We start from the raw sequence: 21,973 nt of genomic DNA, 5'->3' as shown, positions 1-21,973 counted from the left end.
GCTTGCGACCGTGACCCCGTCCACGACCCTGGTGACCCTGCAGCCCGACAGCGTCGCGGCCAAGGCCGTCGACGTCGCGCGGTCGGCCCTGGTCGAGGAGGTGCCCGCCTCCGAGGTCGGCGACCACCTCGGCGTCGAGGCCGAGGTCGAGGCCGAGCGGACCGTCACCCACCTCTTCGAGTGCCGCCGTCCCGGGTACGTCGGCTGGCGCTGGGCCGTCACCGTGGTCCGGGCCTACCGCCAGAAGCAGATCACCGTCGCCGAGGTGGTGCTGCTCCCCGGGTCGAGCGCGATCACCGCCCCCGCCTGGGTGCCCTACCGCGAACGGATCCAGCCCGGTGACATGTCGCCGGGCGACCTCCTCCCGGTCGACGACGACGACCCGCGGCTGGTGCCGACGTACTCCTTCGGCGACGACCCGCTCGACGCCGACGACAAGGCCCAGGTCCGCCAGGTCGCGCAGGAGCTCGGCCTCGGCCGGGTGCGCACGCTCTCCCCGGAGGGCCGCGACCTCGCCGTCCAGCGCTGGTACGAGGGCGAGCCCGGCCCCGACTCCCCAGTCGCGCAGGCCGCGCCCGAGCCGTGCTCGAGCTGTGGCTTCCTGCTCCGCCTGGCCGGCCCCCTGTCACAGACGTTCGGCGTCTGCGCCAACGGCGACGCCAACGACGACGGCCGCGTGGTCGCCTTCCAGCACGGCTGCGGCGCGCACTCCGAGGTGCGCCTGGCCAAGAAGTTCGAGCCGCTTCCGATGCCCGACCACGTCTTCGACACCCTCAGCCGCGACGAGTTCGAGAGCTTCTAGCCGCAGCGCCCGACCCCCGGGTCGGCGCCCCTCGCCGCCGCCCGGTCGCTACCCGGCGCTCGGCTCCGCCGCCGCGCGCTCCTGGCGGGCCCGGCGCCGGCGCCGGCACACCTCGAGGCCGAGCAGGCCCAGGCCCATGCCGACCAGGCAGGTCCACAGCCACCACTGCTCGCCGTTCTCCTCGAGCCGGCCGTAGAACGGCAGCAGCGCCAGGAAGCCGAGGAAGAACACCGCGGTGCCGACCTCGACGCTGCGCACGCCGTCGGGGTCGAGCGGCTCGACGTCGGCGAGGAGGTAGGTGCGGTTGCCGATCTCGTGCTTCATCGGCTGGTCGTCGCGGAACTCCACGCCGTCACCGTACCCCCGCGGACCGGTGCCGCGGCGGTCGCCGGCGCCCCGGGACGGCGCCGGTCTCGACCCGGGGCCGGACACCGTGCACGGGGACGGCCGGGGTGCTGGCATCCTGCCGCCATGAGCGAGAAGAACCTCACCTCCGCGGCGGGCCTCGACGGCTACTTCAAGATCTCCGACCGGGGCTCCACGGTGGGGCGCGAGGTCCGCGGCGGCGTGGTCACGTTCTTCACGATGGCCTACATCGTCGTGCTCAACCCGCTGATCCTGGGCTACGCCGTCGACGCCGACGGCAAGTTCCTCGGCGGCGGCGCGGAGCCCAACATCGCGGCCATCGCCGCCGGCACGGCGCTGGTCGCCGGGGTGATGTCGATCCTGATGGGTGCGGTCGCGAACTTCCCGCTCGCCATCGCCTCCGGCCTCGGGCTCAACGCGTTCCTGGCCTTCTCGGTCGCCACCCAGATGACCTGGGCCGACGCGATGGGCCTGGTCGTGATCGAGGGCGTGGTGATCCTCGTGCTGGTGCTCACCGGGTTCCGGGAGGCGGTCTTCCACGCCGTCCCGAAGCAGCTGAAGGTGGCCATCTCGGTCGGCATCGGCCTGTTCATCGCCCTGATCGGCTTCGTGGACGCCGGCTTCGTGCAGCGCATCCCCGACGTCGCCAACACCTCCGTGCCCGTGCAGCTCGGCCAGACCGGCCAGCTCGACGGCTGGCCCGTGCTGGTCTTCGCGCTCGGCCTGCTCCTGCTCGTCGCGCTGTGGGTGCGCAAGGTGCCCGGTGCCATCCTCATCACGATCGTGGTGACCACGGTGCTGGCCATCGTGGTCGAGGCGATCGGGGAGTTCGGCGCCGACAGCCCGACCGGCTGGATGCTCACCGTGCCGTCGTTCCCGGACGAGTGGAGCGGGCCCGACTTCGGCACCCTGGGCGAGTTCAACCTGCTCGGCGGCTTCGACCGCGCCGGCGTCGTGGTGGCGCTGCTCTTCGTCTTCACGCTGCTGCTCGCCGACTTCTTCGACACCCTCGGCACGATGACCGCCGTCGGCGCCGAGGCCGGGCTGCTCGACGAGGACTCGATGCCGCCGAACACCCAGAAGATCCTCGTCGTCGACTCGATCGCCGCGGCCGCCGGCGGGCTGGGCGGCGTCTCGTCGAACACGTCCTACATCGAGTCGGCCTCCGGCGTCGGCGAGGGTGCGCGCACCGGGCTGGCCTCGGTCGTCACCGGGCTGTGCTTCCTGCTCACGATCTTCATCGCCCCCGTCGTGGCCGTGATCCCCTCCGAGGCCGCCGTCCCGGCGCTGGTCCTGGTCGGCTTCCTGATGATGCAGCAGGTCACCGACATCGACTGGACCGACCTCGAGATCGCCCTCCCGGCGTTCCTCACCATCGTCCTGATGCCCTTCACGTACTCGATCTCGGTCGGCATCGGCGCCGGCTTCCTGACCTACGTGCTGCTCAAGCTCGTGCTCGGCAAGGCCTCCCAGGTCGGCCCGATCCTCTGGGTCGTCGCCGGGCTGTTCGTCCTGTACTTCGCGATCAACCCGCTCACCGACCTGCTGACCTGACGAGGGTCCTCGTCGCGCAGCGACCAGGAGACCTTCTCGTCGGTGGTCGGGCGAGCTCGGCGGGGCTGGCGAGGAGGCTCGGGCGGTTTCGTCGGCGCTCGCTGGCGCTCGCTTGCTCAACCTCCGGTGGCTGGGCGGCTCGGGCGGTTTCGTCGGCGCTCGCTGGCGCTCGCTTGCTCAACCTCCGGTGGCTGGGCGGCTCGGGCGGTTTCGTCGGCGCTCGCTGGCGCTCGCTTGCTCAACCTCCGACGGGGCGCGTGTGGCGGAATGCTTAGCAAGGGTAATGAGTTATGCTAACGACATGCCCACCGTCCAGAAGGCCGCCCGCACCGATGCCGGGCTCGCGTCCGAGCTCCGCATCTCGGTCATGCGGCTGCGCCGGCGTCTCGCCAACGAGCGGCACCCCGACAACGAGCTGAGCATGAACGCCATGGCGGTGCTCGGCGCGCTGTACCGCACCGGCGACCTGGCCGTGGGCGAGCTCGCGGCCCACGAGCGGGTGCAGCCGCCGAGCATGACCCGCACCGTGAACTGCCTCGAGCGCGACGGCTACGTGAGCCGTCGCGCCCACGAGACCGACGGGCGCCAGGTCGTCGTCGCCCTGACCGACAGCGGGCGCACCACGCTGCTGGCCGACCGGCGCCGCCGCGACGAGTGGCTGGCCCGCCGGCTGCGCGACCTGACCCCCGACGAGCGCGCCGTCCTCCGCGCCGCCGCCCCGATCTTGGAAAGACTGGCCACGACTGAATGAGCACCACTGCATGAGCCCCACCTTCCGCGCCCTCCGCAACCACAACTACCGGCTCTACGTCGCCGGCACGCTGGTCTCCAACACCGGCACCTGGATGCAGCGCATCGCCCAGGACTGGCTGGTCCTGACCCTCGGCGGCGGCGGCACGGCGCTCGGCATCACGACCGGGCTGCAGTTCCTGCCGGTGCTGCTCCTCTCGCCGTACGCCGGCGTCATCGCCGACCGGTTCCCGAAGCGACGGCTGCTGCAGGTCACCCAGGGCACGATGGCGCTGGCCAGCCTGCTGCTCGGCGTCCTCGCGGTCACCGGTGCGGCGCAGACGTGGCACGTCTACGCGATCGCGTTCGCCTTCGGCATCGGCTCGGCCTTCGACGCCCCGGCGCGCCAGTCGTTCGTCTCCGAGATGGTCGAGCCCGACGAGCTGACCAACGCCGTCGGCCTCAACTCCGCCTCGTTCAACCTCGCGCGCATCCTCGGCCCGGCGCTGGCCGGGCTCCTGATCCACGCGCTCGGTGACGGCTCGCGGGCCACCGGCTGGGTGATCCTGGTCAACGCGGTGTCCTACCTGGCGATCATCGCCCAGCTCGAGCGGATGGACCTGGCCCAGCTGCACTCGCCGAAGCCGACCGGACGCCGGCCGGGAGCGCTGCTGGAGGGCGTGCGCTACGTCCGCAGCCAGCCGCGGATGGTGCTGATCCTCATCGTGGTCTTCTTCGCCGGCACCTTCGGCATGAACTTCCAGGTCACCTCGGCGCTGATGGCCACCGAGACGTTCGGCAAGGGGGCGGGGGAGTTCGGCGTCCTCGGCTCGGCCGTCGCTGTCGGCTCGCTGACCGGGGCGCTGCTGTCCGCGCGGCGCACCCGGATCCGGCTGCGGCTGCTCCTCGGCTCGGCCGTCGGCTTCGGTGTGGCGCTGGTGGTGGCCTCGACGCTGCCGACGTACCTGTCGTTCGCGCTGTTCGTGCCGCTGATCGGCCTGGCCACCCTCACGATGCTAAACTCGGCCAACGCGATGATGCAGCTGACCGCGGCCCCCGAGCTGCGCGGACGGGTGATGGCGCTCTACATGACCATCGTCATGGGGGGCACGCCGATCGGCTCGCCGATCATCGGCTACGTGGGGGAGCGGTTCGGGGCGCGCTGGACCTTCGCGGCCGGCGGCCTGCTGACCCTGGTCGGCGTCGTCGTGGCCGTCGCGGTGTACGCCCGCCTGACCGGCGGCTGGCGCGGGCTGCTCGCCGAGGTGCGCCGGCGCGAGGAGCCCGCGGTGCAGGACGCCGTCCCCGAGGCCGTCCAGGCGACCTGAGCGGCGCCGTCGGGTTGATTTGTCCTGCCTGGGCACGGCCGGTAGCCTTGACCCTTGGTGCTCGGAGTCTCCGGCACCCCGCGCGCCCACCCGATGCTCGATGCGGACCAGGGCCGTTCTCCACGGCACGATCTCCACCGCAACATCACCGTGCCCGGCAGGTCGCCGGGCACCGAGAGTAGACCGAAAGGGAACCACCAGGTGCCCACCATTCAGCAGTTGGTCCGCAAGGGCCGCCAGGACAAGGTGTCCAAGAACAAGACGCCTGCCCTGAAGGAATCGCCCCAGCGACGCGGTGTGTGCACCCGCGTCTACACCACCACCCCGAAGAAGCCGAACTCCGCCCTGCGCAAGGTCGCCCGTGTGCGCCTGTCCAGCGGCGTCGAGGTCACGGCCTACATCCCGGGCGTGGGCCACAACCTCCAGGAGCACTCCATCGTGCTCGTGCGCGGTGGCCGGGTGAAGGACCTCCCCGGTGTCCGCTACAAGATCATCCGCGGCTCGCTCGACACCCAGGGTGTCAAGAACCGCAAGCAGGGCCGCAGCAAGTACGGCGCCAAGAAGGAGAAGAGCTAATGCCCCGCAAGGGTCCCGCCCCGAAGCGGCCGATCGACATCGACCCGGTCTACGGGTCGCAGCTCGTCTCCCAGCTGGTCTCCAAGGTCCTGCAGGACGGCAAGAAGCAGGTCGCCCAGCGCATCGTCTACACCGCCCTCGAGGGCTGCCGCGAGAAGAACGGCACCGACCCGGTCGTCACGCTCAAGCGTGCGCTGGAGAACGTGAAGCCGGCCATCGAGGTCAAGTCCCGCCGCGTCGGTGGCGCGACCTACCAGGTCCCGATCGAGGTCAAGGGCACGCGCGGCACCACGCTCGCGCTGCGCTGGCTCGTCGGCTACGCCGCCGACCGTCGTGAGAAGACCATGCACGAGCGGCTCATGAACGAGATCCTCGACGCCTCCAACGGCCTCGGTGCCGCGGTGAAGAAGCGCGAGGACACCCACAAGATGGCCGAGTCCAACAAGGCCTTCGCCCACTACCGCTGGTGATGCGTGGCAGGGACGCCGCACGCGGCGTCCCTGCCCCACCAGTCCCTCTCGACCTCTAAGGAACGCTGACGCAAGTGGCTGTCAACATCACGACCGACCTGAACGTCGTTCGCAACATCGGCATCATGGCCCACATCGACGCGGGCAAGACCACGACGACCGAGCGCATCCTCTTCTACACCGGCATCAGCTACAAGATCGGTGAAGTCCACGAGGGCGCGGCGACGATGGACTGGATGGAGCAGGAGCAGGAGCGCGGCATCACGATCACGTCCGCCGCGACGACCTGCTGGTGGAAGGACCACCAGATCAACATCATCGACACCCCCGGGCACGTCGACTTCACCGCCGAGGTCGAGCGCTCGCTGCGCGTCCTCGACGGCGCCGTCGCGGTCTTCGACGGTGTCGCCGGCGTGGAGCCGCAGACCATGACGGTCTGGCGCCAGGCCAACAAGTACTCCGTGCCGCGGATGTGCTTCGTCAACAAGCTCGACCGCACCGGCGCCGACTTCTTCCGCTGCGTCGACATGATGGTCGAGCGCCTCAACTCCACCCCGCTGGTGCTGCAGCTGCCCATCGGTGCCGAGTCCGACTTCCTCGGTGTCGTCGACCTGGTCGGGATGCGCGCCCTCGTGTGGCGCGGCGAGACCAAGATCGGTGAGGACTACGAGGTCGAGGAGATCCCGGCCGAGCTCGCCGAGCAGGCCGCGGAGTACCGCGAGAAGCTCGTCGAGACCGTCGCCGAGACCGACGACGACATCATGGAGCGCTACCTCGACGAGGGCGACGTCTTCTCGGTGGAGGAGCTCGAGGCCGCGATCCGTCGCGCCACCCTGGCCGACAAGCTCAACCCGGTCCTGTGCGGCACCGCGTTCAAGAACAAGGGCGTCCAGCCCCTGCTCGACGCCGTCGTGAAGTTCCTGCCGAGCCCGCTCGACATCGACGCGATCATCGGCCACGACCCGCGCGACGAGGAGAAGGAGATCCGCCGCCTTCCCTCCGACGACGAGCCGTTCTCGGGCCTGGCCTACAAGATCGCCACCGACCCGCACCTGGGCAAGCTGATCTACGTCCGCGTCTACTCCGGCAAGCTCGAGGCCGGCGCGACCGTGGTCAACTCGGTCAACGGCCGCAAGGAGCGGATCGGCAAGGTCTACCAGATGCACGCCAACAAGCGTGAGGAGATCGCGTCGGTCGGCGCCGGCCAGATCGTGGCCGTCATGGGCCTCAAGGACACCAAGACCGGACACACCCTGTCCGACCCGCAGAACCAGGTGATCCTCGAGTCGATGACCTTCCCGGCCCCGGTGATCGAGGTCGCGATCGAGCCCAAGACCAAGAGTGACCAGGAGAAGCTCGGTACCGCCATCCAGCGGCTGTCCGACGAGGACCCCACATTCACCGTCAAGGCGGACGAGGAGACCGGTCAGACGATCATCGCCGGCATGGGCGAGCTCCACCTCGAGATCCTCGTCGACCGCATGAAGCGCGAGTTCCGCGTCGAGGCGACCGTCGGCAAGCCGCAGGTCGCCTACCGCGAGACCCTGCGCAAGGACATCACCAAGCACTCCTACACCCACAAGAAGCAGACGGGTGGCTCCGGCCAGTTCGCCAAGGTCGTCATCGGCATCGGCCCGAACATCGACCCCGAGACCGGTGTCGGTGCGGGCTACGAGTTCGTCAACGCCGTGTCGGGTGGCCGCGTGCCCAAGGAGTACATCCCCTCGGTCGACCAGGGTGGCCAGGAGGCCATGGAGTTCGGCGTCCTCGCCGGCTACCCGATGGTCGACGTGAAGTTCACGCTCGAGGACGGCGCCTACCACGACGTCGACTCCTCCGAGCTGGCCTTCAAGATCGCCGGCAACCAGGCCTTCAAGGAGGCCGCCCGCCAGGCGAAGCCGGTCCTGCTCGAGCCGATGTTCGCCGTGGAGGTGACCACGCCGGAGAGCTTCCTCGGCACGGTCATCGGCGACATCAACTCGCGCCGGGGCCAGATCAGGGCCCAGGAGGAGCGTCACGGTGACATGGTCATCGACGCCCTTGTGCCCCTGTCCGAGATGTTCGGGTACGTTGGCGACCTGAGGTCCAAGACCTCCGGCCAGGCTTCGTACTCGATGGAGTTCGACTCGTACGCCGAGGTTCCCACGAACATCGCCGACGAGATCATCAAGAAGGTGCGGGGCGAGTAGCCACCTCTCCCACGGAGAGACCTGCGCGTCCGGGACCCTCGGTCGCAACACCACCAGTACGAGTCAAGTACCAACCACACCAGGAGGAGCCCACAGTGGCTAAGGCGAAGTTCGAGCGGACCAAGCCGCACGTGAACATCGGCACGATCGGTCACATCGACCACGGCAAGACGACCTTGACCGCGGCGATCACCAAGGTCCTGCACGACAAGCACCCCGACCTCAACGCCGCTTCGGCGTTCGAGGACATCGACAAGGCTCCCGAGGAGCGTCAGCGCGGCATCACGATCTCGATCGCGCACGTCGAGTACCAGACCGAGGCGCGCCACTACGCGCACGTCGACTGCCCGGGTCACGCGGACTACATCAAGAACATGATCACCGGTGCGGCCCAGATGGATGGTGCGATCCTCGTGGTCGCCGCCACCGACGGTCCCATGCCGCAGACCAAGGAGCACGTGCTCCTGGCCCGCCAGGTCGGCGTCCCGGCGATCGTGGTCGCGCTCAACAAGTGCGACATGGTCGACGACGAGGAGCTCATCGAGCTCGTCGAGATGGAGGTGCGCGAGCTCCTCTCCGACTACGAGTTCGACGGAGACAACATCCCCGTCGTGCGCGTGGCTGCCTTCCCGGCGCTCCAGGGCGACGAGAAGTGGGGCGAGTCGATCGTCGAGCTGATGAACGCCGTCGACGAGGCGATCCCGACCCCCGAGCGGGAGACCGACAAGCCGTTCCTCATGCCCGTCGAGGACGTCTTCACGATCACCGGTCGCGGCACGGTCATCACCGGTCGCATCGAGCGGGGCATCGTGAAGGTCAACGAGGAGGTCGAGATCATCGGCATCCGCACGACCGCCCAGAAGTCGACGGTCACCGGTGTCGAGATGTTCCGCAAGCTCCTCGACGAGGGCCAGGCCGGCGAGAACGTCGGACTGCTCCTCCGTGGCACCAAGCGCGAGGACATCGAGCGCGGCATGGTCGTCATCAAGCCGGGCACCACGACCCCGCACACCAACTTCGAGGCCTCGGTCTACATCCTCTCGAAGGAGGAGGGCGGCCGCCACACGCCGTTCTTCAACAACTACCGCCCGCAGTTCTACTTCCGTACCACCGACGTGACCGGCGTGGTGACCCTCCCCGAGGGCACCGAGATGGTCATGCCCGGCGACAACACGGAGATGTCGGTCGAGCTGATCCAGCCGATCGCCATGGACGAGGGCCTGCGTTTCGCGATCCGCGAGGGTGGCCGCACCGTCGGCGCCGGCCGGGTCGTCAAGATCACCAAGTGATCCACCGGGTCGACTGACCCGTCGCTCCACCCCGACAGCCCCGGACCTCGGTCCGGGGCTGTCGTGCGTCCCGGGCGGTTTGGGCGGGGCGGTGCGGCGGCAGGGTGGTGGTCATGAGCCAGTACGGAGCACCCGGCGACCGGTCCGACCCGGAGCGGTCGACGTCGGGCCGGTGGCGCCCGCCGCCCACGGTCGTCGACCACCCCGAGGCGACCACCGTGCTCGTGCTCGGGATCCTCGGGCTCGTGCTGTGCCAGGTCCTCGGGATCATCGCCTGGGTCAAGGGCAACCGGGTCGTCGCCGAGATCGACAGCTCGGGCGGGCGCTACGGCGCCCGGTCGGCGGCGAACGCCGGCCGAATCTGCGGGATGGTGGCGACCCTGCTCACCGTCGGCGCGCTCGTGCTGTTCGTGCTGGTCGCCCTCCTGTCGGCGGGATCGACCTCGACCCGAGCCGGCTGAGCACCGCGGTGACGGCCCTGGGACAATCGTCCCCGTGAACGACGCACGACCCGCTCCGCCGCCGGCCCGCCCGCACCAGAGGGTCACCGACGAGGGCCGCACGGTCCGCGAGGTGCTCTCCTACTCGCGCCGGGGCAGCCGGTTCACCCCGCGCCAGGCCGCCGCCTGGGAGGCGCACCACCGGGCCTGGGTCGTGCCCGACGAGGCCGTGGACGCCGCCGACTTCTCCTGGGCCGAGGTGTTCGGGCGCGAGGCACCCCTGGCCGTCGAGATCGGGCCCGGCATCGGCGAGGCCACCGTGGCGCTGGCGGCGTCCCGGCCGGGGACCAACGTGCTGGCGCTGGAGGTCTGGCGACCCGGCGTCGCCGAGGCCCTCGGCCGGACCGCCGAGGCGGGCCTGACCAACGTGCGGTTCTGCGGGGTCGACGCGGTGTGGCTGCTCGAGCACCGGGTGGCGCCGGCGTCGCTGGCCGAGCTGTGGACGTTCTTCCCCGACCCCTGGCACAAGGCCCGGCACCACAAGCGGCGCCTGGTGGCCCCCCGGTTCGCCGCCGTAGCCGCCGCCCGCCTCGCACCGGGTGCGGCCTGGCGGCTGGCCACCGACTGGGCGGCCTACGCCGAGCAGATGGTCGAGGTCCTCGACGCCGAGCCGGCCCTGACCGGCGGCGTCGTCGAGCGGTGGCCCGAGCGACCGGTCACCCGCTTCGAGCGCAAGGGGCTGGCGGTGGGCCGCACCATCACCGACCTGGAGTACCGCCGGGTCTGACCGGGTGCCGGGTGTCGCCCGATCGTCGTCCGGTGGCAGGAACACGAGCGCGGCGAGCGCCGCCGACTCCTAGGCTGGGCCGGTGAGCGTCACCGTCGAGTCCCGCCGCGGTGCCCGCCGCCTCCACCGGGCCTGGTGGGTGGCCGCGATCACGATGGGCGCGCTGGTCGCGGCGGCCGGCTTCCGGTCCTCGACCGGCGCGCTGCTGGGACCGCTCGAGGACGAGTTCGGCTGGTCCCGCGGCACGACGAGCGGCGCGGTCAGCCTCAACCTGGTCGTCTACGGGCTCACCGCGCCCTTCGCGGCCGCGCTGATGGAGCGGTTCGGGCTGCGCCGGGTGGTGGCGGCCTCGCTGACCCTGGTGGCCGTCGGCTCCGGCCTGACGCTGGTGATGACGTCGGCGTGGCAGCTGTGGCTGCTGTGGGGCTTCGCCATCGGCGTCGGCACCGGGTCGCTCGCCCTGGTCTTCGGCGCGATCGTGGCCAACCGCTGGTTCGTGCGGCACCGCGGCGTCGTCGTCGGGGTCTTCTCGGCCGCCAGCTCCACCGGCCAGCTGGTCTTCCTGCCGGCGATCGCCCACCTCGCCGACGGCCCCGGCTGGCGCTGGGCGGCCGGGCTGGTGGCGGCGTTCGCCCTGCTGCTGGTGCCGCTGGTCCTGCTGCTGCTCGCCGACTCACCGGCGAGCGTCGGGACCACGGCCTACGGCGCCGACCCGACCCTGGCCGCGCCGGTCCCGGCGGCAGCACCGGCGCGCGGCGCCGCGCGGACCGCGGTCGACACGCTGCGGGAGTGCTCGCGGTCGAAGGTGTTCTGGATCCTCTTCGGCACGTTCTGGATCTGCGGCTGGTCGACGAACGGGCTGATCGGGACCCACTTCATCGCCGCCTCGCACGACCACGGGTTGCCCGAGACGACGGCGGCGTCGCTGCTCGCGCTGATCGGGATCTTCGACATCGTCGGCACCGTGGCCAGCGGCTGGCTCACCGACCGCGTCGACAGCCGCTACCTGCTGCTCGTCTACTACCTGCTCCGCGGGCTCTCGCTGCTCGCCGTGCCCTACCTGCTCGCCGACGTCGTGCACCCGAGCCTGTTCGTCTTCATCGTCTTCTACGGCCTCGACTGGGTGGCGACCGTGCCGCCGACGGTCGCGCTGTGCCGCGCCCACTTCGGCCCCGAGCGGGCCGGGGTCGTCTTCGGCTGGGTCTTCGCCGCGCACATGGTCGGGGCGGGGGTGGCGGCGAGCTTCGCGGGCCTGGTGCGCCAGGGCACCGGCGACTACCTCGCGGCGTGGCTGACCGCGGGTGTGCTGTGCCTCGCGGCGGCGTTCGCCGTGCTGGCGATCCCGCGGGAACCCTCCTCGAGGCGGGTCACGCCCGCGACGTGAGCCGGCGGCGGGCGTCGTCCTGGCGTCGCAGCCGGGCCAGGTCGCGGTCGCGGCGGGCGGCGACGACCGCGGCGAGGAAGTCCTCCGGCGCGGTGCCGCGCGGGGGGAGGGGCGCCACGTGCTCGGAGACCTGCTCGGCCAGCCGGGTGCCGACCCGCACCCGTGAGGCCGGGTCGAGCGTGGGGAGCCGGCCGAGGTACTGGCGCACGGCCAGGGCGAGGCCGGTGGGCAGCGAGGTGATGTCGGCCCGGGCGGCCCAGCCGGCGAGGTGCGGCGGCATGGGCGGCGGGTGGGGGAGCGAGAGGGCGACCCGGCTGCGGACGACGTAGGTGCCCGCGGCGTAGTCGCCGAGCCGCTTGCCGCGACCGCTCACCAGCGCCGAGAGGAACGCCGGGGCACCGAAGAAGGCGTAGACCTCGACGAACCCGACCAGCGAGCGGATCAGGGCGTGCTGGAAGGAGATCGGGCCGGCGTCGTCGCGCACGGTGCGCAGGCCGAGCGCCAGCTTCCCCAGCGACCGCCCCCGGGTCAGGGTCTCGAGGGTGGTCGGCACCACGACGAACACCAGGACCGTGGTGAGGATCAGCATCGCGTCGGCCAGCGCCGGGTCGGCGTGGGTGGCGGCCACCCCGATGATGATCGCCAGCACGACGAGCGTCCCGATCGTCGCGACGACGTCGATGATCCCCGAGGCGATCCGCGAGCCCAGCCCGGCCGGCGGCAGGTCGAGCGCGACCGCCTCGCCGGTGACGAGGTCGTCACTGGTGAGCATGTTGAACTCGCGTGCGGGCATCGGCGTCATTCTCCCAGGTGCGGGTGCGGGGCGGTCGGGACGTCGGCGGCCCTGCTGCGGACCCTATATAGGGTGGCCCCGTGGATCTCGACGCCTACGTGCTCGCGCACTCGCACGAGTGGCACCGGCTCGAGGAGCTCGCGGGACGCGGCCGGCTGTCCGGCTCCGAGAGCGACGAGCTCGTCGAGCGCTACCAGCAGGTCGCGACCCACCTGTCCGTGGTCCGCACGTCGTCGCCCGACAGCCACCTCATCGCCTACCTGTCGTCGTTGCTCGCCCGCACGCGGATCAAGCTGGTCGGCACCCGCACGTCCACGTGGGCGCGCCTCGGCCGGTTCTTCACCCACCGCTTCCCGGCCGCGCTGTACCGGCTGCGCTGGTGGTGGATCGGCACGTGGGTCGCGAACGTCGTGGTGATGGCGATCATGCTGCTGTGGCTGCTCGACCACCCGAGCGTCGAGCAGAACCTGCTGAGCCCGGCCGAGGTCGACCAGCTCGTCGACACCGACTTCGAGAGCTACTACAGCGAGAACCCGGCCCAGAGCTTCGCGGCCCGGGTGTGGATCAACAACGCCTGGGTGGCCGCGCTCTGCATCGCCCTCGGCGTGCTGGGGTTCCCCGTGGTGGTGCTGCTGTTCAACAACCTGCTGAACGTCGCCGTCATCGGCTCGATCATGATCCGCCACGACCGCGGCGACCTCTTCTTCGGCCTGATCCTGCCGCACGGGCTGCTCGAGCTGACCGCGGTCTTCGTCGCGGCCGGCTTCGGGCTCCGGCTGTTCTGGTCCTTCGTCGAGCCCGGCTCACTGACCCGGGCGCAGTCGATGGCCCACGAGGGCCGCACGGCGATCACCGTCTCCCTCGGCCTGGTCGTCGTCCTGCTGGTGAGCGGCGTCATCGAGGCCTTCGTGACGCCGTCGCCGCTGCCGACGTGGGCGCGGATCGGCATCGGCGCGCTGGCGCTCGCCGTGTTCGTGCTCTACGTCTTCACCCTCGGACGACGTGCCGTCGCCGAGGGCGAGACCGGGGACCTGTCGGCGGACCTGCTCGAGGACACGGTCGCGACGCAGGCCTGACCCGCCTCCGGGCTCAGACCTCGACCGGCACCGGACGCCGCACCAGCAGCGCCACCCCGACGGCGGCGGCCGAGATCACCCCGCCGTACATCAGGGCGGCGTGGATGCCCTCGGCGGTCGCGTCGACCAGGGGCGTTCCGTCGGCGGTGGCCGAGGTCGTCCGCCGCGTCATCACGGTGATGAACAGCGCCGTGCCGGCCGCCCCGGCGACCTGCTGGAGCGTGGAGACGATCGCGCTGCCGTGGGAGTAGAGCTGCTGCGGCAGCGACCCGAGGGCCGAGGTCATCAGCGGCGTGAACATCAGCGCCAGGCCGATGCTCATGACGACGTGCAGCGCGATGACGGTGGGGCGGGAGGTGTCGACGTCCAGGGTCGTCATGCCCCAGAGCGCGACGCTGGTGAGGGCGGCACCGGGCGCGACGAGCGGCCGCGGACCGACGCGGTCGAAGACCCGCCCGACGACCGGCGCGAGCAGGCCCATCGTCAGGCCGCCGGGGAGGAGCACCAGGCCGGTCTGCAGGGTGGAGAGGCCGAGCACGTCCTGGAGGTAGAGCGGCAGCAGGATCAGGGTGCCGAAGAGCGCCATCATGCTCACCGCGACGAGGGCGACCGCGACGGTGAAGGAGCGGGTCGCGAAGACGCGCAGGTCGAGCAGCGCCCGGTCCGAGAGCTGGAGCTGCCGGGCGATGAACGCCGCCAGCGCGACCGCGCCGACGACGAGCGGGATCCAGACCGGCACCGGCGTGTGGCCGGTGGCGCTCTCGCCGATGCTGCTCAGCCCGTAGATCAGGCCGCTGAAGGCGAGCGCGGAGAGGACGACGGAGCCGGCGTCGACCCGCACCCGCCGCGGCTCGGTGACGTTGCGGACCCAGGTCGCGCCCAGGGCGAGCGACAGCAGGGCGATGGGCAGCACGATCCAGAACATCCAGCGCCAGGAGAGCGAGTTCAGCACCAGCCCGGAGACCGTGGGCCCGATCGCGGGCGCGACGGAGATGACGATCGAGACCGTGCCCATCATCCGGCCGCGGCGCGCGGGCTCGACCAGGTTGAGGATCGTGGTGATGAGCAGCGGCATCATCAGCGCGGTGCCGACCGCCTGCACGACGCGTCCGCCCACCAGCACCGGGAAGACCGGCGCGGTGGCCGCGACCAGGGTGCCGAGGCTGAACGACGTCATCGCCGCCACGAACACCGCGCGCAGCGGGAAGCGGGTCAGCAGGAACCCGGTGATCGGGATGACGACCGCCATCGTCAGCAGGAACGCGGTGGTCAGCCACTGCGCCGTCGTCGCGGGCACGTCGAACTCGCGCATCAGCTCGGGCAGCGCGACGCCCATGATGGTCTCGTTGAGGATGACGACGAACGCCGAGCCGACCAGCAGCGCGATCAGCCGGTTCGCGCCGGGGATCGAGGCGGACGCGGCGGGCGGGGCGTCGGTGGTGGTGGTGGTCACGGGGTGCTCCTGGACGCGGTGGGTCGGTGTGCGGTCAGTCTGGGTGAACGTGGCAGTCAGTGCCAACACGGCGTCCGACGGCGTTGTTCCCCTATGCTCGGTCGATGACCGAGATCGCGCTGCGCGAGCGGCGTCGCCGCCAGACCGAGCGGGAGATCGGTGACGCGGCCCTCGACCTGTTCGAGGTCGGCGGGGTCGACGGCACCACCGTCGACGACATCGCGCGCGCCGCCGGGATCTCGCCGCGCACGTTCTTCCGCTACTTCCCCTCCAAGGAGCGCGCGGCGCTGGTGCCGCACGTCGAGCTCGACGAGCGCGTCGAGGCGATGCTCGCCGACCTGCGCGCCGACCGCCCGCTGCTCGACCAGCTCGAGGAGGTGTGGCGCGAGGTGCTGCTCGCCCTCGACGACGGACGCAGCGAGGCCGGCCGGCTGCTGCTCCGGGTGCGCCGGCTGATGCGTGCCGAGCCCGCGCTGCGGCTGGCGGCGGCCGCGGTCGACGAGGAGCGCCTCGACGCCCTGGTGGTGCGCCTGGTCCGACTCGTCGGCGCCGACGACGACCTGGAGCCGCGCCTGGTCGTCGAGACGGCCGGGGTCGCGGTCCGCGTCTCGCTCGACCGCTGGGCCGAGGCCCGGGAGGCCGGCCGTGCCGTCGACCTGCTCGAGACCTACGCGCAGGCCTGCCTGGTGGTGCGCCGCCCCGGCGGCTGACGCCGGTGTCCCCCCGGCGTCCCCGTCGGCGCGGACGCCCGCGCGGGACGGCGGGGGGATCAGCGCAGGCGCAGGCGCCGCACGACCTGGCGGGCCATCGCCCGCTCGCCGCGCGCGTTGGGGTGGACGACGACCGGGTTGGTGCCCAGCAGGATCGGCTCGACCCAGCGGGTGCCGATCGGCTGGCACGCGTCGTGCCCGTCCGAGGCGCGGTTCAGGTCGACGTAGGTCGACCCGGTGGCGCGGGCGGCGCGGCGCACGGCGTCGTTGAGGGTGCGCTGGAGGCTGCGCAGGTACGGGACGTCGCCGCGGGCGATCGGCATCTGCGCGAAGCAGCCGTCGCGGCGCGGCACGATCCACGGGTAGCCCAGGATCGCCACCCGGGCGCTCGGCGCGCGACGGTGGACCGCCCGCAGCGCCCGCACCAGCGACGGGTAGGTCGTGTCGCGCACGGTCTGCTCGAAGGAGTCGCCGTGCTGCTGCTCGCACGGGTTGCCCCGGCCCAGGCTCGAGACCCCCGCGACCCCGCACGCCAGGATCGCGCCGATGAAGACGCCGCTGTCGTTGCCCCCGATCGTCATCGTCACCAGGTCGGTGCGCCGCGAGAGCGCGTCGAGCTGGGGCGGGACGCCGGGGTGCTGGCTCTCGAAGAAGTCGCCGGTCTCGGCGGCCCCGCACGTCACGTCGGTGAACCGGGCGCCGGTGCGGGCGGCGAGGACGTGCGGGTAGCTGCGCGCCGAGCGCAGGCAGACCAGCGGCGCCGCCGGGTCGGGCGGCAGCACGCCGGAGGCCGCGCTGTAGGAGTCGCCGAGCGCGACGTACCGCAGCGGCGGCGCCGGGCTGGTCGCGACCGCCGGGGCGCGGGGTGCGGTGGTCGCCGCGGTGGGCGCGACCAGCCCGGTCGCGGTGAGCACGAGGACGGCGAGGAGCAGCAGCGGGCGGCGCATGGGGCGACCCTAGTCGCGACACGCTGTCGCGGACAGCCCCCGCTCGCTCAGGGGTAGGTGCCGCCCTCCCCGGGCGGCGGCGTCAGAGCAGCCCGCGCGCCTTCAGCCCGAGGTAGTGGTCGGCCAGCGCCGGCGGCAGCCGCTCGGCGTCGGCGTCCACGACGTCGACGCCGAGCCGGGTCAGCAGCGCGGCCGTGCGCCGTCGCCGCTCCTGCGCCTGCTCGGCCGCGGCGGCGGCGTAGACCTCCTCGAGGGTGTCGCGCGCCGCGGTGAGCCGGTCGAGCTCGGGGTCGCGCACCGAGGCCAGGACGACGCGGTGGTGGCGGGTCAGCGTCGGCAGCACGGTGAGCAGGCCCTCCTCGACCGCCGAGGGCTCCAGCGGCGTCAGCAGCACGACCAGCGCCCGCTGCCGGCCGAGCCCCTGGACGGCGCCCGCGAGCGCGTCCCAGTCGGCCTCGGCGATCACCGGCTCGAGGTCGGCCATCACGTCCTGCAGGCGGGCCGCGACCTCGCGCCCGCCGGCCGAGCGCAGCCGGGCCCGGACCCGCCGGTCGCCGGCGACGAGGTCGACCCGGTCACCGGCGCGGGCCGCGAGCGCGGCCAGCAGCAGGGCGGCGTCCATCGCCGAGTCGAGGCGGGGGACGTCGTCGACGCGGCCGGCCGAGGTGCGCGAGGTGTCGAGCACCAGCACCACCCGGCGGTCGCGCTCGGGCTGCCAGGTGCGCACGACGACGTTCGAGCTGCGGGCCGAGGCACGCCAGTCGATCGAGCGGACGTCGTCGCCGCGCACGTACTCGCGCAGCGAGTCGAACTCCGTGCCCTGCCCGCGCACGCGCACCGCGCTGCGGCCGTCGAGGTCGCGCAGCCGGGCCAGCCGCGACGGCAGGTGCTTGCGGGAGTCGAACGGCGGCAGCGAGCGCACCGTGCCGGGCACGTCGAGGGTGCGCTGCCGGGCGACCAGGCCCAGCGGGCCGGGCAGCCGCACCGTCACCCCGAACGCGCGGAGGTCGCCACGGCGTCGCGGCAGCAGCGGCGTCACCAGTGCGGCGCGGTCGCCGGGGGGGAGCCGGACGCGGTGGCGGTTGCCGCTCGCCCCCGCCGTCGGCTGCCAGGCGTCGCGGACGACGCCGCGCACCGGGCGGGCCGAGGTGTTGGTGACGAGCAGCAGCGTCTCGGCGGGGTGGTTCATCCGGACCGCGGGCGTCGGGCGCCGCGCGAACCCCAGCACGGCCGGCCGCGGCGCGAGCAGCCAGTCGGCCAGCCCGAGGAGGGCCACGAGCAGCAGCCACAGCCACACCGTGCTGCCGGCCGGGCGCAGCACGACGGGCACGACGCCCAGCAGCAGGAGCAGCGGCACGCGGCCGGTGATCGCCACGGGCTACCGCGGGACCGGGACGGAGGCCAGCGCGGAGGCCAGCACCTGGGCCACGTCGACACCCTCGAGCTCGGCCTCGGGACGCAGCCCGAGCCGGTGCACGAGCGTGGCGTGGGCGAGGGCCTTGACGTCGTCGGGGGTGACGAAGTCGCGCCCCGACAGCCACGCCCAGGCGCGGGCGGCGCGCAGCAGGGCGGTGGCCCCGCGCGGGCTGACGCCCAGCGACAGCGACGGCGACTCGCGCGTGGCCCGCGCGATGTCGACGATGTAGGCGGCCATCTCGGGGCTGGCCTGCACCGTGCGGACGGCGCGCTGGCCGGCCTCGATGTCGGCGGCCCCCGCGACGGCACGGACGCCGGCCGCGGCGACGTCGCGCGGGTCGAACCCGGCGGCGTGCCGGTTGAGGATCTCGATCTCGGCCTCGCGGGCCGGCACCGGCAGCACGACCTTGAGCAGGAACCGGTCGAGCTGCGCCTCGGGGAGGGGGTAGGTGCCCTCGTACTCCACGGGGTTCTGGGTGGCGGCCACGAGGAACGGCTTCGGCAGCGGGTGGGTCACGCCGTCGACGGAGACCTGGCCCTCCTCCATCGCCTCGAGCAGCGCAGACTGCGTCTTGGGCGGCGTCCGGTTGATCTCGTCGGCCAGCAGCAGGTTGGTGAAGACCGGGCCGCCGCGGAACGACAGCTCACCGGCGTGCGAGTCGATGACCATCGAGCCGGTGATGTCGCCGGGCATCAGGTCGGGGGTGAACTGCACCCGCCGGGTCTCCACCGACAGCGACGCCGCGAGGGTGCGCACGAGCAGCGTCTTCGCGGTGCCGGGCACGCCCTCCATCAGCACGTGCCCCCCGCAGAGCATCGCCACCAGCAGGCCCGAGACGGCGGCGTCCTGGCCGACGACGGCCTTGGCGACCTCCTGGCGCACCGCGACCAGGCGGGCGCGGGCGTCGGCGTCCGGGCGGTCCGGGCGACCGTCGGGCTTGTCGAGCGACATCTCGGTCATGAACGGCGTACCTCTTCCTCGAGGGCGGTCAGGGCGTGGGCGAGGGTGATCAGGTCCCGGTCGGTGCCGGGCGCGGGGCCCTGGGAGCCGACCAGGGCGGCGAGGTCGGCCTCGGGCCGCCCGACGTGACGGGCGAGGTCGCGCACCAGGGCGGCCTCGTCGGTGCCGGCGCCGAGCCCGAGCCGGTCGCGCGCCCGGGAGCGGGTGGCGGCGCGCAGCGCCCCGGCGGCGTGCGCCCGGTCGCCGGCGCGGCGGTAGAGCCGGCCGCGGCTGCGGGTGGTCTCGATGGCGCGGACCGTCACGGGCACCGGCTCGGTGGCCAGCGCCCCGAGACGACGTCCGCGCCAGAGGATCAGGGCGACCACGGCGAGGACGACGACGGCGAGGCCGGGACGGATCCAGTCGGGCACCAGCGACCAGACGTCGACGCCGTCCTCGCCGCCGAGGTCGTCGTAGGACGCGACGTACCAGACGAGGCGGTCGTTCTGGCCGAGCAGCCGCAGGGCGACGGCGGCGTTGTCGGCCCGGGTGACCTGGTCGTTGGTGACCAGGTCACCGGCGCCGAGGAGCACGAGGTCGTCGGTCGTGGCGAGGGCGCCGCCGAAGCAGGACGTCGCCCCGGGCACGCCGAGGCCCCGGTCGACCTCGATCTCGAGCCCGGCGTAGCGGGGGTCGTCGCAGCCGGCCGGGACGGCGCCGCCGGCGTCGAAGGGGGTGGTGGACCCGTCGGTGCCCAGCAGGTCGAGCAGCTCGGGTCCCGGCTCGAGGACGACGACCCGGGCGTCGCGCGCCCGGTCGAGGAGGCGCTCCACCGTGCTGGCGCCGAGCTGCTCGGCCGAGGTGACGACGACCGTCGTGCCGGCGTCGACGTCGGCCTCGTCGAGGGCGTCGGCGGAGCGGACGACGTCGACCTCGACGCCCTCGTCGTCGAGCACCCGGGCGACGGCCTGGGCACCCTCGCCGCCGGAGCCGTCGGGGTCGAGGCGGGCGGTGCGCCCGTCGTCGCCGGTGCCCAGCACCAGCACCACGGCCACCGCCACGACCAGCGCGGCCGCGACGACCAGGGTGCTGCGGTGCCGGCGGGCGAGCCCGGGGCGCGCCGCGGCGACGGTGGCGCTCACCGCGTGCCCGCCAGCTCGCGGTCGAGGTCGAGGACGGCGACGGCATGCTCGCGCGTGGCCGGGCGCTCGCCGTACCTCACGGCGTCGAACAGGTCGGCGCCCGCGGTGGTGCGGTCGCGGCGGTCGGGGAAGGCGAGCGCCAGCGCGGCGGCGACCTCGTGGGCGGTGATGCCGGGGGAGTCGTCGAGGCGCCCGCGCTCGACCTGGCGCCGAGCGAGCGCGCGGAAGCCGTCGACGACCGCCTCGGCGTGGCGGCCCTCGGCGAGCGCCCGCTCGGCGCGCGCCCGCAGCTCGGTGGCGGTCGCGACCTCGTCGGTGAGGACGCCGCCCGCGCGGTCGGGGCGGCGCCGGGCGGTGGTGCGGGCCCGCGAGAGCAGCAGCGCGACCCCGCCGACGAGGCCGACGACGAGCACGGTGATCGCGAACCAGGTCAGCGGCGGCACGCTGCTGGCGCCGTCGATGGCCCCGCTGATGCGGCGGTCGATCCAGTCGAGCAGCCGCTGGAGCAGGTCGTCGTCGTAGTAGTCGGGCTTGGCGAGCTCGGTCTGGAGCAGCCGGCGGGCCTCGTCGGCCGACGGGTCGAGGGGCGGGTCGGCGGCGCGGTCGGCGAGCGCGGTGGACCAGGTCACGCGTCGAGGACCCCGGCCTCCCGCATCAGCTCGACGTCGAAGGCCTCCTTGCGCATCCGCTGGTCGAGGTACTGCACCGAGGTCACCGCGGCGCTGAACGGGGCGACGAACGCCGTCGACAGCACCTGGGCGATCGCGGTGCCCAGGACGAAGACGAGCGCGCCGTACTCACCGGCCGCCAGCGAGCCGAGCTGGGCCACCAGCGAGAACGGGAAGCTCAGCACCTGGGCCGCGGTCCCGGCGACCAGGACGGTGAGCAGGGCGATGCCCAGGGTGCGCCAGAACTGGTGGCGGGTGAGCCGGTAGCCGCGCCCGATGCTGGCGAACACGCCGAGCCGCTCCAGCATCAGGGCGGGCACCGGCAGGTAGTAGCACCGGATCCAGAACCAGGTCATCAGGGCCAGGAAGAACGGCACCGACAGCACCCCGACGACGACGACGACCACGACGACGTCGGCGAGGACGACCAGGAGCACCCAGAACACGACGTAGGCGGCGATGATCACGGTGAGGGCCAGCCCGAGCACGACGGCCGACCAGCCGCCAGCGCCGTCCGTGGGTCGCCGCCCAGGCCTCGCCCAGCGAGAGCCGGCGCCCGACGGCCGCGGCCCGGGTCACGTGGGCCACCATCCCGGTCACGAAGATGATGCCGATGCTCTGCAGCACCGAGGCCAGCCCGACCGACCCGTAGGCGACGAGCGTGCCGAGCAGGTCGGCGTCGCTGATCTCGCCGCTGCCCGAGGTGTCGAGGGTGAGGCCGACGGTGAAGGTGAGCACGGCGGTGAGCAGCACCGGGATCGCCATGGCGACGGCCGCGACGAGCACGGCCGAGCCGACTGTCGCCCGGGGGTTGAACCGGATGATGCGGAACGACGCGTCGTAGATCGCGCCGAGGGAGAGCGGGTGCAGGGGCATCGCTCCCGGCTTGTGCGCGGCGCCGAGCATCCCGGGCG

22 protein-coding genes are annotated in these 21,973 nt (G+C 72.8%); 13 read left to right on the top strand and 9 right to left on the bottom strand.

What is annotated here, in order from left to right; all coding sequences use genetic code 11:
* The first annotated feature begins 10 nt into the window (after positions 1-10).
* Positions 11-802 carry a DUF3027 domain-containing protein gene (locus FE634_RS16950; RefSeq protein WP_246060943.1) on the top strand — a complete coding sequence of 264 codons (792 nt, stop codon included), beginning with the start codon at positions 11-13 and terminating at the stop codon, positions 800-802.
* A 48-nt stretch (positions 803-850) separates the two neighbouring features.
* Here the strand turns inward: FE634_RS16950 and FE634_RS16945 are convergent, their stop codons facing one another.
* Positions 851-1,150, bottom strand: a complete 300-nt coding sequence (locus FE634_RS16945) for a DUF2530 domain-containing protein (protein ID WP_246060942.1) — start codon at positions 1,148-1,150, stop codon at positions 851-853.
* A gap of 123 nt (positions 1,151-1,273) precedes the next feature.
* On the opposite strand from FE634_RS16945, the gene FE634_RS16940 reads away from it, so the two are divergent.
* From FE634_RS16940 to FE634_RS16895, 10 genes are all read left to right on the top strand, one after another.
* Positions 1,274-2,722: an NCS2 family permease gene (locus FE634_RS16940; protein ID WP_148240795.1), complete on the top strand. Its 1,449-nt coding sequence runs from the start codon at positions 1,274-1,276 to the stop codon at positions 2,720-2,722.
* A gap of 301 nt (positions 2,723-3,023) precedes the next feature.
* Positions 3,024-3,473: a MarR family winged helix-turn-helix transcriptional regulator gene (locus tag FE634_RS16935; protein ID WP_246060941.1), complete on the top strand. Its 450-nt coding sequence runs from the start codon at positions 3,024-3,026 to the stop codon at positions 3,471-3,473.
* A 10-nt stretch (positions 3,474-3,483) separates the two neighbouring features.
* Entirely contained in the window at positions 3,484-4,779 is a 1,296-nt protein-coding gene (locus FE634_RS16930; RefSeq protein ID WP_137295456.1) for an MFS transporter, read from the top strand.
* A 201-nt stretch (positions 4,780-4,980) separates the two neighbouring features.
* The gene (rpsL, locus tag FE634_RS16925) at positions 4,981-5,355 is read left to right on the top strand and encodes a 30S ribosomal protein S12 (protein WP_134766928.1); all 375 of its coding nucleotides are present in this window, start codon (positions 4,981-4,983) and stop codon (positions 5,353-5,355) included.
* Positions 5,355-5,825: a 30S ribosomal protein S7 gene (gene rpsG / locus FE634_RS16920; RefSeq protein ID WP_134766929.1), complete on the top strand. Its 471-nt coding sequence runs from the start codon at positions 5,355-5,357 to the stop codon at positions 5,823-5,825. Before rpsL ends, rpsG begins: the two co-directional genes overlap by 1 nt.
* Before the next feature lie 125 nt (positions 5,826-5,950).
* Entirely contained in the window at positions 5,951-8,014 is a 2,064-nt protein-coding gene (gene fusA, locus FE634_RS16915; protein WP_246060945.1) for an elongation factor G, read from the top strand.
* Positions 8,015-8,109: 95 nt separating this feature from the next.
* Positions 8,110-9,303, top strand: a complete 1,194-nt coding sequence (gene tuf / locus FE634_RS16910; RefSeq protein WP_137295454.1) for an elongation factor Tu — start codon at positions 8,110-8,112, stop codon at positions 9,301-9,303.
* A 113-nt stretch (positions 9,304-9,416) separates the two neighbouring features.
* A complete protein-coding gene (locus FE634_RS16905) occupies positions 9,417-9,764 on the top strand; it encodes a DUF4190 domain-containing protein (RefSeq protein ID WP_137295453.1) in 348 nt (115 codons plus the stop codon).
* Between the two features lie 34 nt (positions 9,765-9,798).
* Complete coding sequence (gene trmB, locus FE634_RS16900) at positions 9,799-10,530, top strand: tRNA (guanosine(46)-N7)-methyltransferase TrmB (protein WP_137295452.1); 732 nt, start codon at positions 9,799-9,801, stop codon at positions 10,528-10,530.
* 82 nt (positions 10,531-10,612) lie between these two features.
* The gene (locus FE634_RS16895) at positions 10,613-11,914 is read left to right on the top strand and encodes an MFS transporter (protein ID WP_262347463.1); all 1,302 of its coding nucleotides are present in this window, start codon (positions 10,613-10,615) and stop codon (positions 11,912-11,914) included.
* Here FE634_RS16895 and FE634_RS16890 read toward each other — a convergent pair.
* Positions 11,898-12,707, bottom strand: coding sequence for an RDD family protein (locus tag FE634_RS16890; protein ID WP_138876555.1), 810 nt, complete (start codon positions 12,705-12,707; stop codon positions 11,898-11,900). The two genes, FE634_RS16895 and FE634_RS16890, sit on opposite strands and share 17 nt — an antisense overlap.
* Before the next feature lie 80 nt (positions 12,708-12,787).
* Here FE634_RS16890 and FE634_RS16885 point away from each other — a divergent pair, with 80 nt between their 5' ends.
* Positions 12,788-13,783 (top strand): stage II sporulation protein M, encoded by a 996-nt coding sequence (locus FE634_RS16885; protein WP_137295450.1) that lies wholly within the window; start codon positions 12,788-12,790, stop codon positions 13,781-13,783.
* Between the two features lie 13 nt (positions 13,784-13,796).
* On the opposite strand, the gene FE634_RS16880 is transcribed toward FE634_RS16885, so the two are convergent.
* Complete coding sequence (locus tag FE634_RS16880) at positions 13,797-15,236, bottom strand: DHA2 family efflux MFS transporter permease subunit (protein WP_137295449.1); 1,440 nt, start codon at positions 15,234-15,236, stop codon at positions 13,797-13,799.
* 104 nt (positions 15,237-15,340) lie between these two features.
* Between FE634_RS16880 and FE634_RS16875 the strand changes: the two genes are divergently transcribed.
* Positions 15,341-15,946: a TetR family transcriptional regulator gene (locus FE634_RS16875; protein WP_138876554.1), complete on the top strand. Its 606-nt coding sequence runs from the start codon at positions 15,341-15,343 to the stop codon at positions 15,944-15,946.
* A 59-nt stretch (positions 15,947-16,005) separates the two neighbouring features.
* Here the strand turns inward: FE634_RS16875 and FE634_RS16870 are convergent, their stop codons facing one another.
* The 6 genes from FE634_RS16870 to FE634_RS16845 all read right to left on the bottom strand — a co-directional run bounded on the left by FE634_RS16870 (position 16,006) and on the right by FE634_RS16845 (position 21,547).
* The gene (locus FE634_RS16870) at positions 16,006-16,893 is read right to left on the bottom strand and encodes an SGNH/GDSL hydrolase family protein (RefSeq protein WP_138876553.1); all 888 of its coding nucleotides are present in this window, start codon (positions 16,891-16,893) and stop codon (positions 16,006-16,008) included.
* Between the two features lie 82 nt (positions 16,894-16,975).
* Positions 16,976-18,268, bottom strand: a complete 1,293-nt coding sequence (locus tag FE634_RS16865; protein ID WP_138876552.1) for a DUF58 domain-containing protein — start codon at positions 18,266-18,268, stop codon at positions 16,976-16,978.
* A 3-nt stretch (positions 18,269-18,271) separates the two neighbouring features.
* The gene (locus FE634_RS16860; RefSeq protein WP_138876551.1) at positions 18,272-19,270 is read right to left on the bottom strand and encodes an AAA family ATPase; all 999 of its coding nucleotides are present in this window, start codon (positions 19,268-19,270) and stop codon (positions 18,272-18,274) included.
* Positions 19,267-20,391: a DUF4350 domain-containing protein gene (locus FE634_RS16855; protein WP_148240794.1), complete on the bottom strand. Its 1,125-nt coding sequence runs from the start codon at positions 20,389-20,391 to the stop codon at positions 19,267-19,269. The genes FE634_RS16860 and FE634_RS16855 overlap by 4 nt, the downstream gene beginning before the upstream one ends.
* A complete protein-coding gene (locus FE634_RS16850) occupies positions 20,388-21,020 on the bottom strand; it encodes a DUF4129 domain-containing protein (protein ID WP_138876548.1) in 633 nt (210 codons plus the stop codon). Before FE634_RS16850 ends, FE634_RS16855 begins: the two co-directional genes overlap by 4 nt.
* Entirely contained in the window at positions 21,017-21,547 is a 531-nt protein-coding gene (locus FE634_RS16845; RefSeq protein WP_148240793.1) for a hypothetical protein, read from the bottom strand. Before FE634_RS16845 ends, FE634_RS16850 begins: the two co-directional genes overlap by 4 nt.
* Between the last annotated feature and the right edge of the window lie 426 nt (positions 21,548-21,973).

This window comes from Nocardioides sp. S-1144 (assembly GCF_005954645.2).
Lineage (GTDB): Bacteria > Actinomycetota > Actinomycetes > Propionibacteriales > Nocardioidaceae > Nocardioides > Nocardioides dongxiaopingii.
The sequence above is the reverse complement of the archived record's forward strand: the minus strand, read 5'-3'. Positions and strand labels throughout refer to the sequence as shown.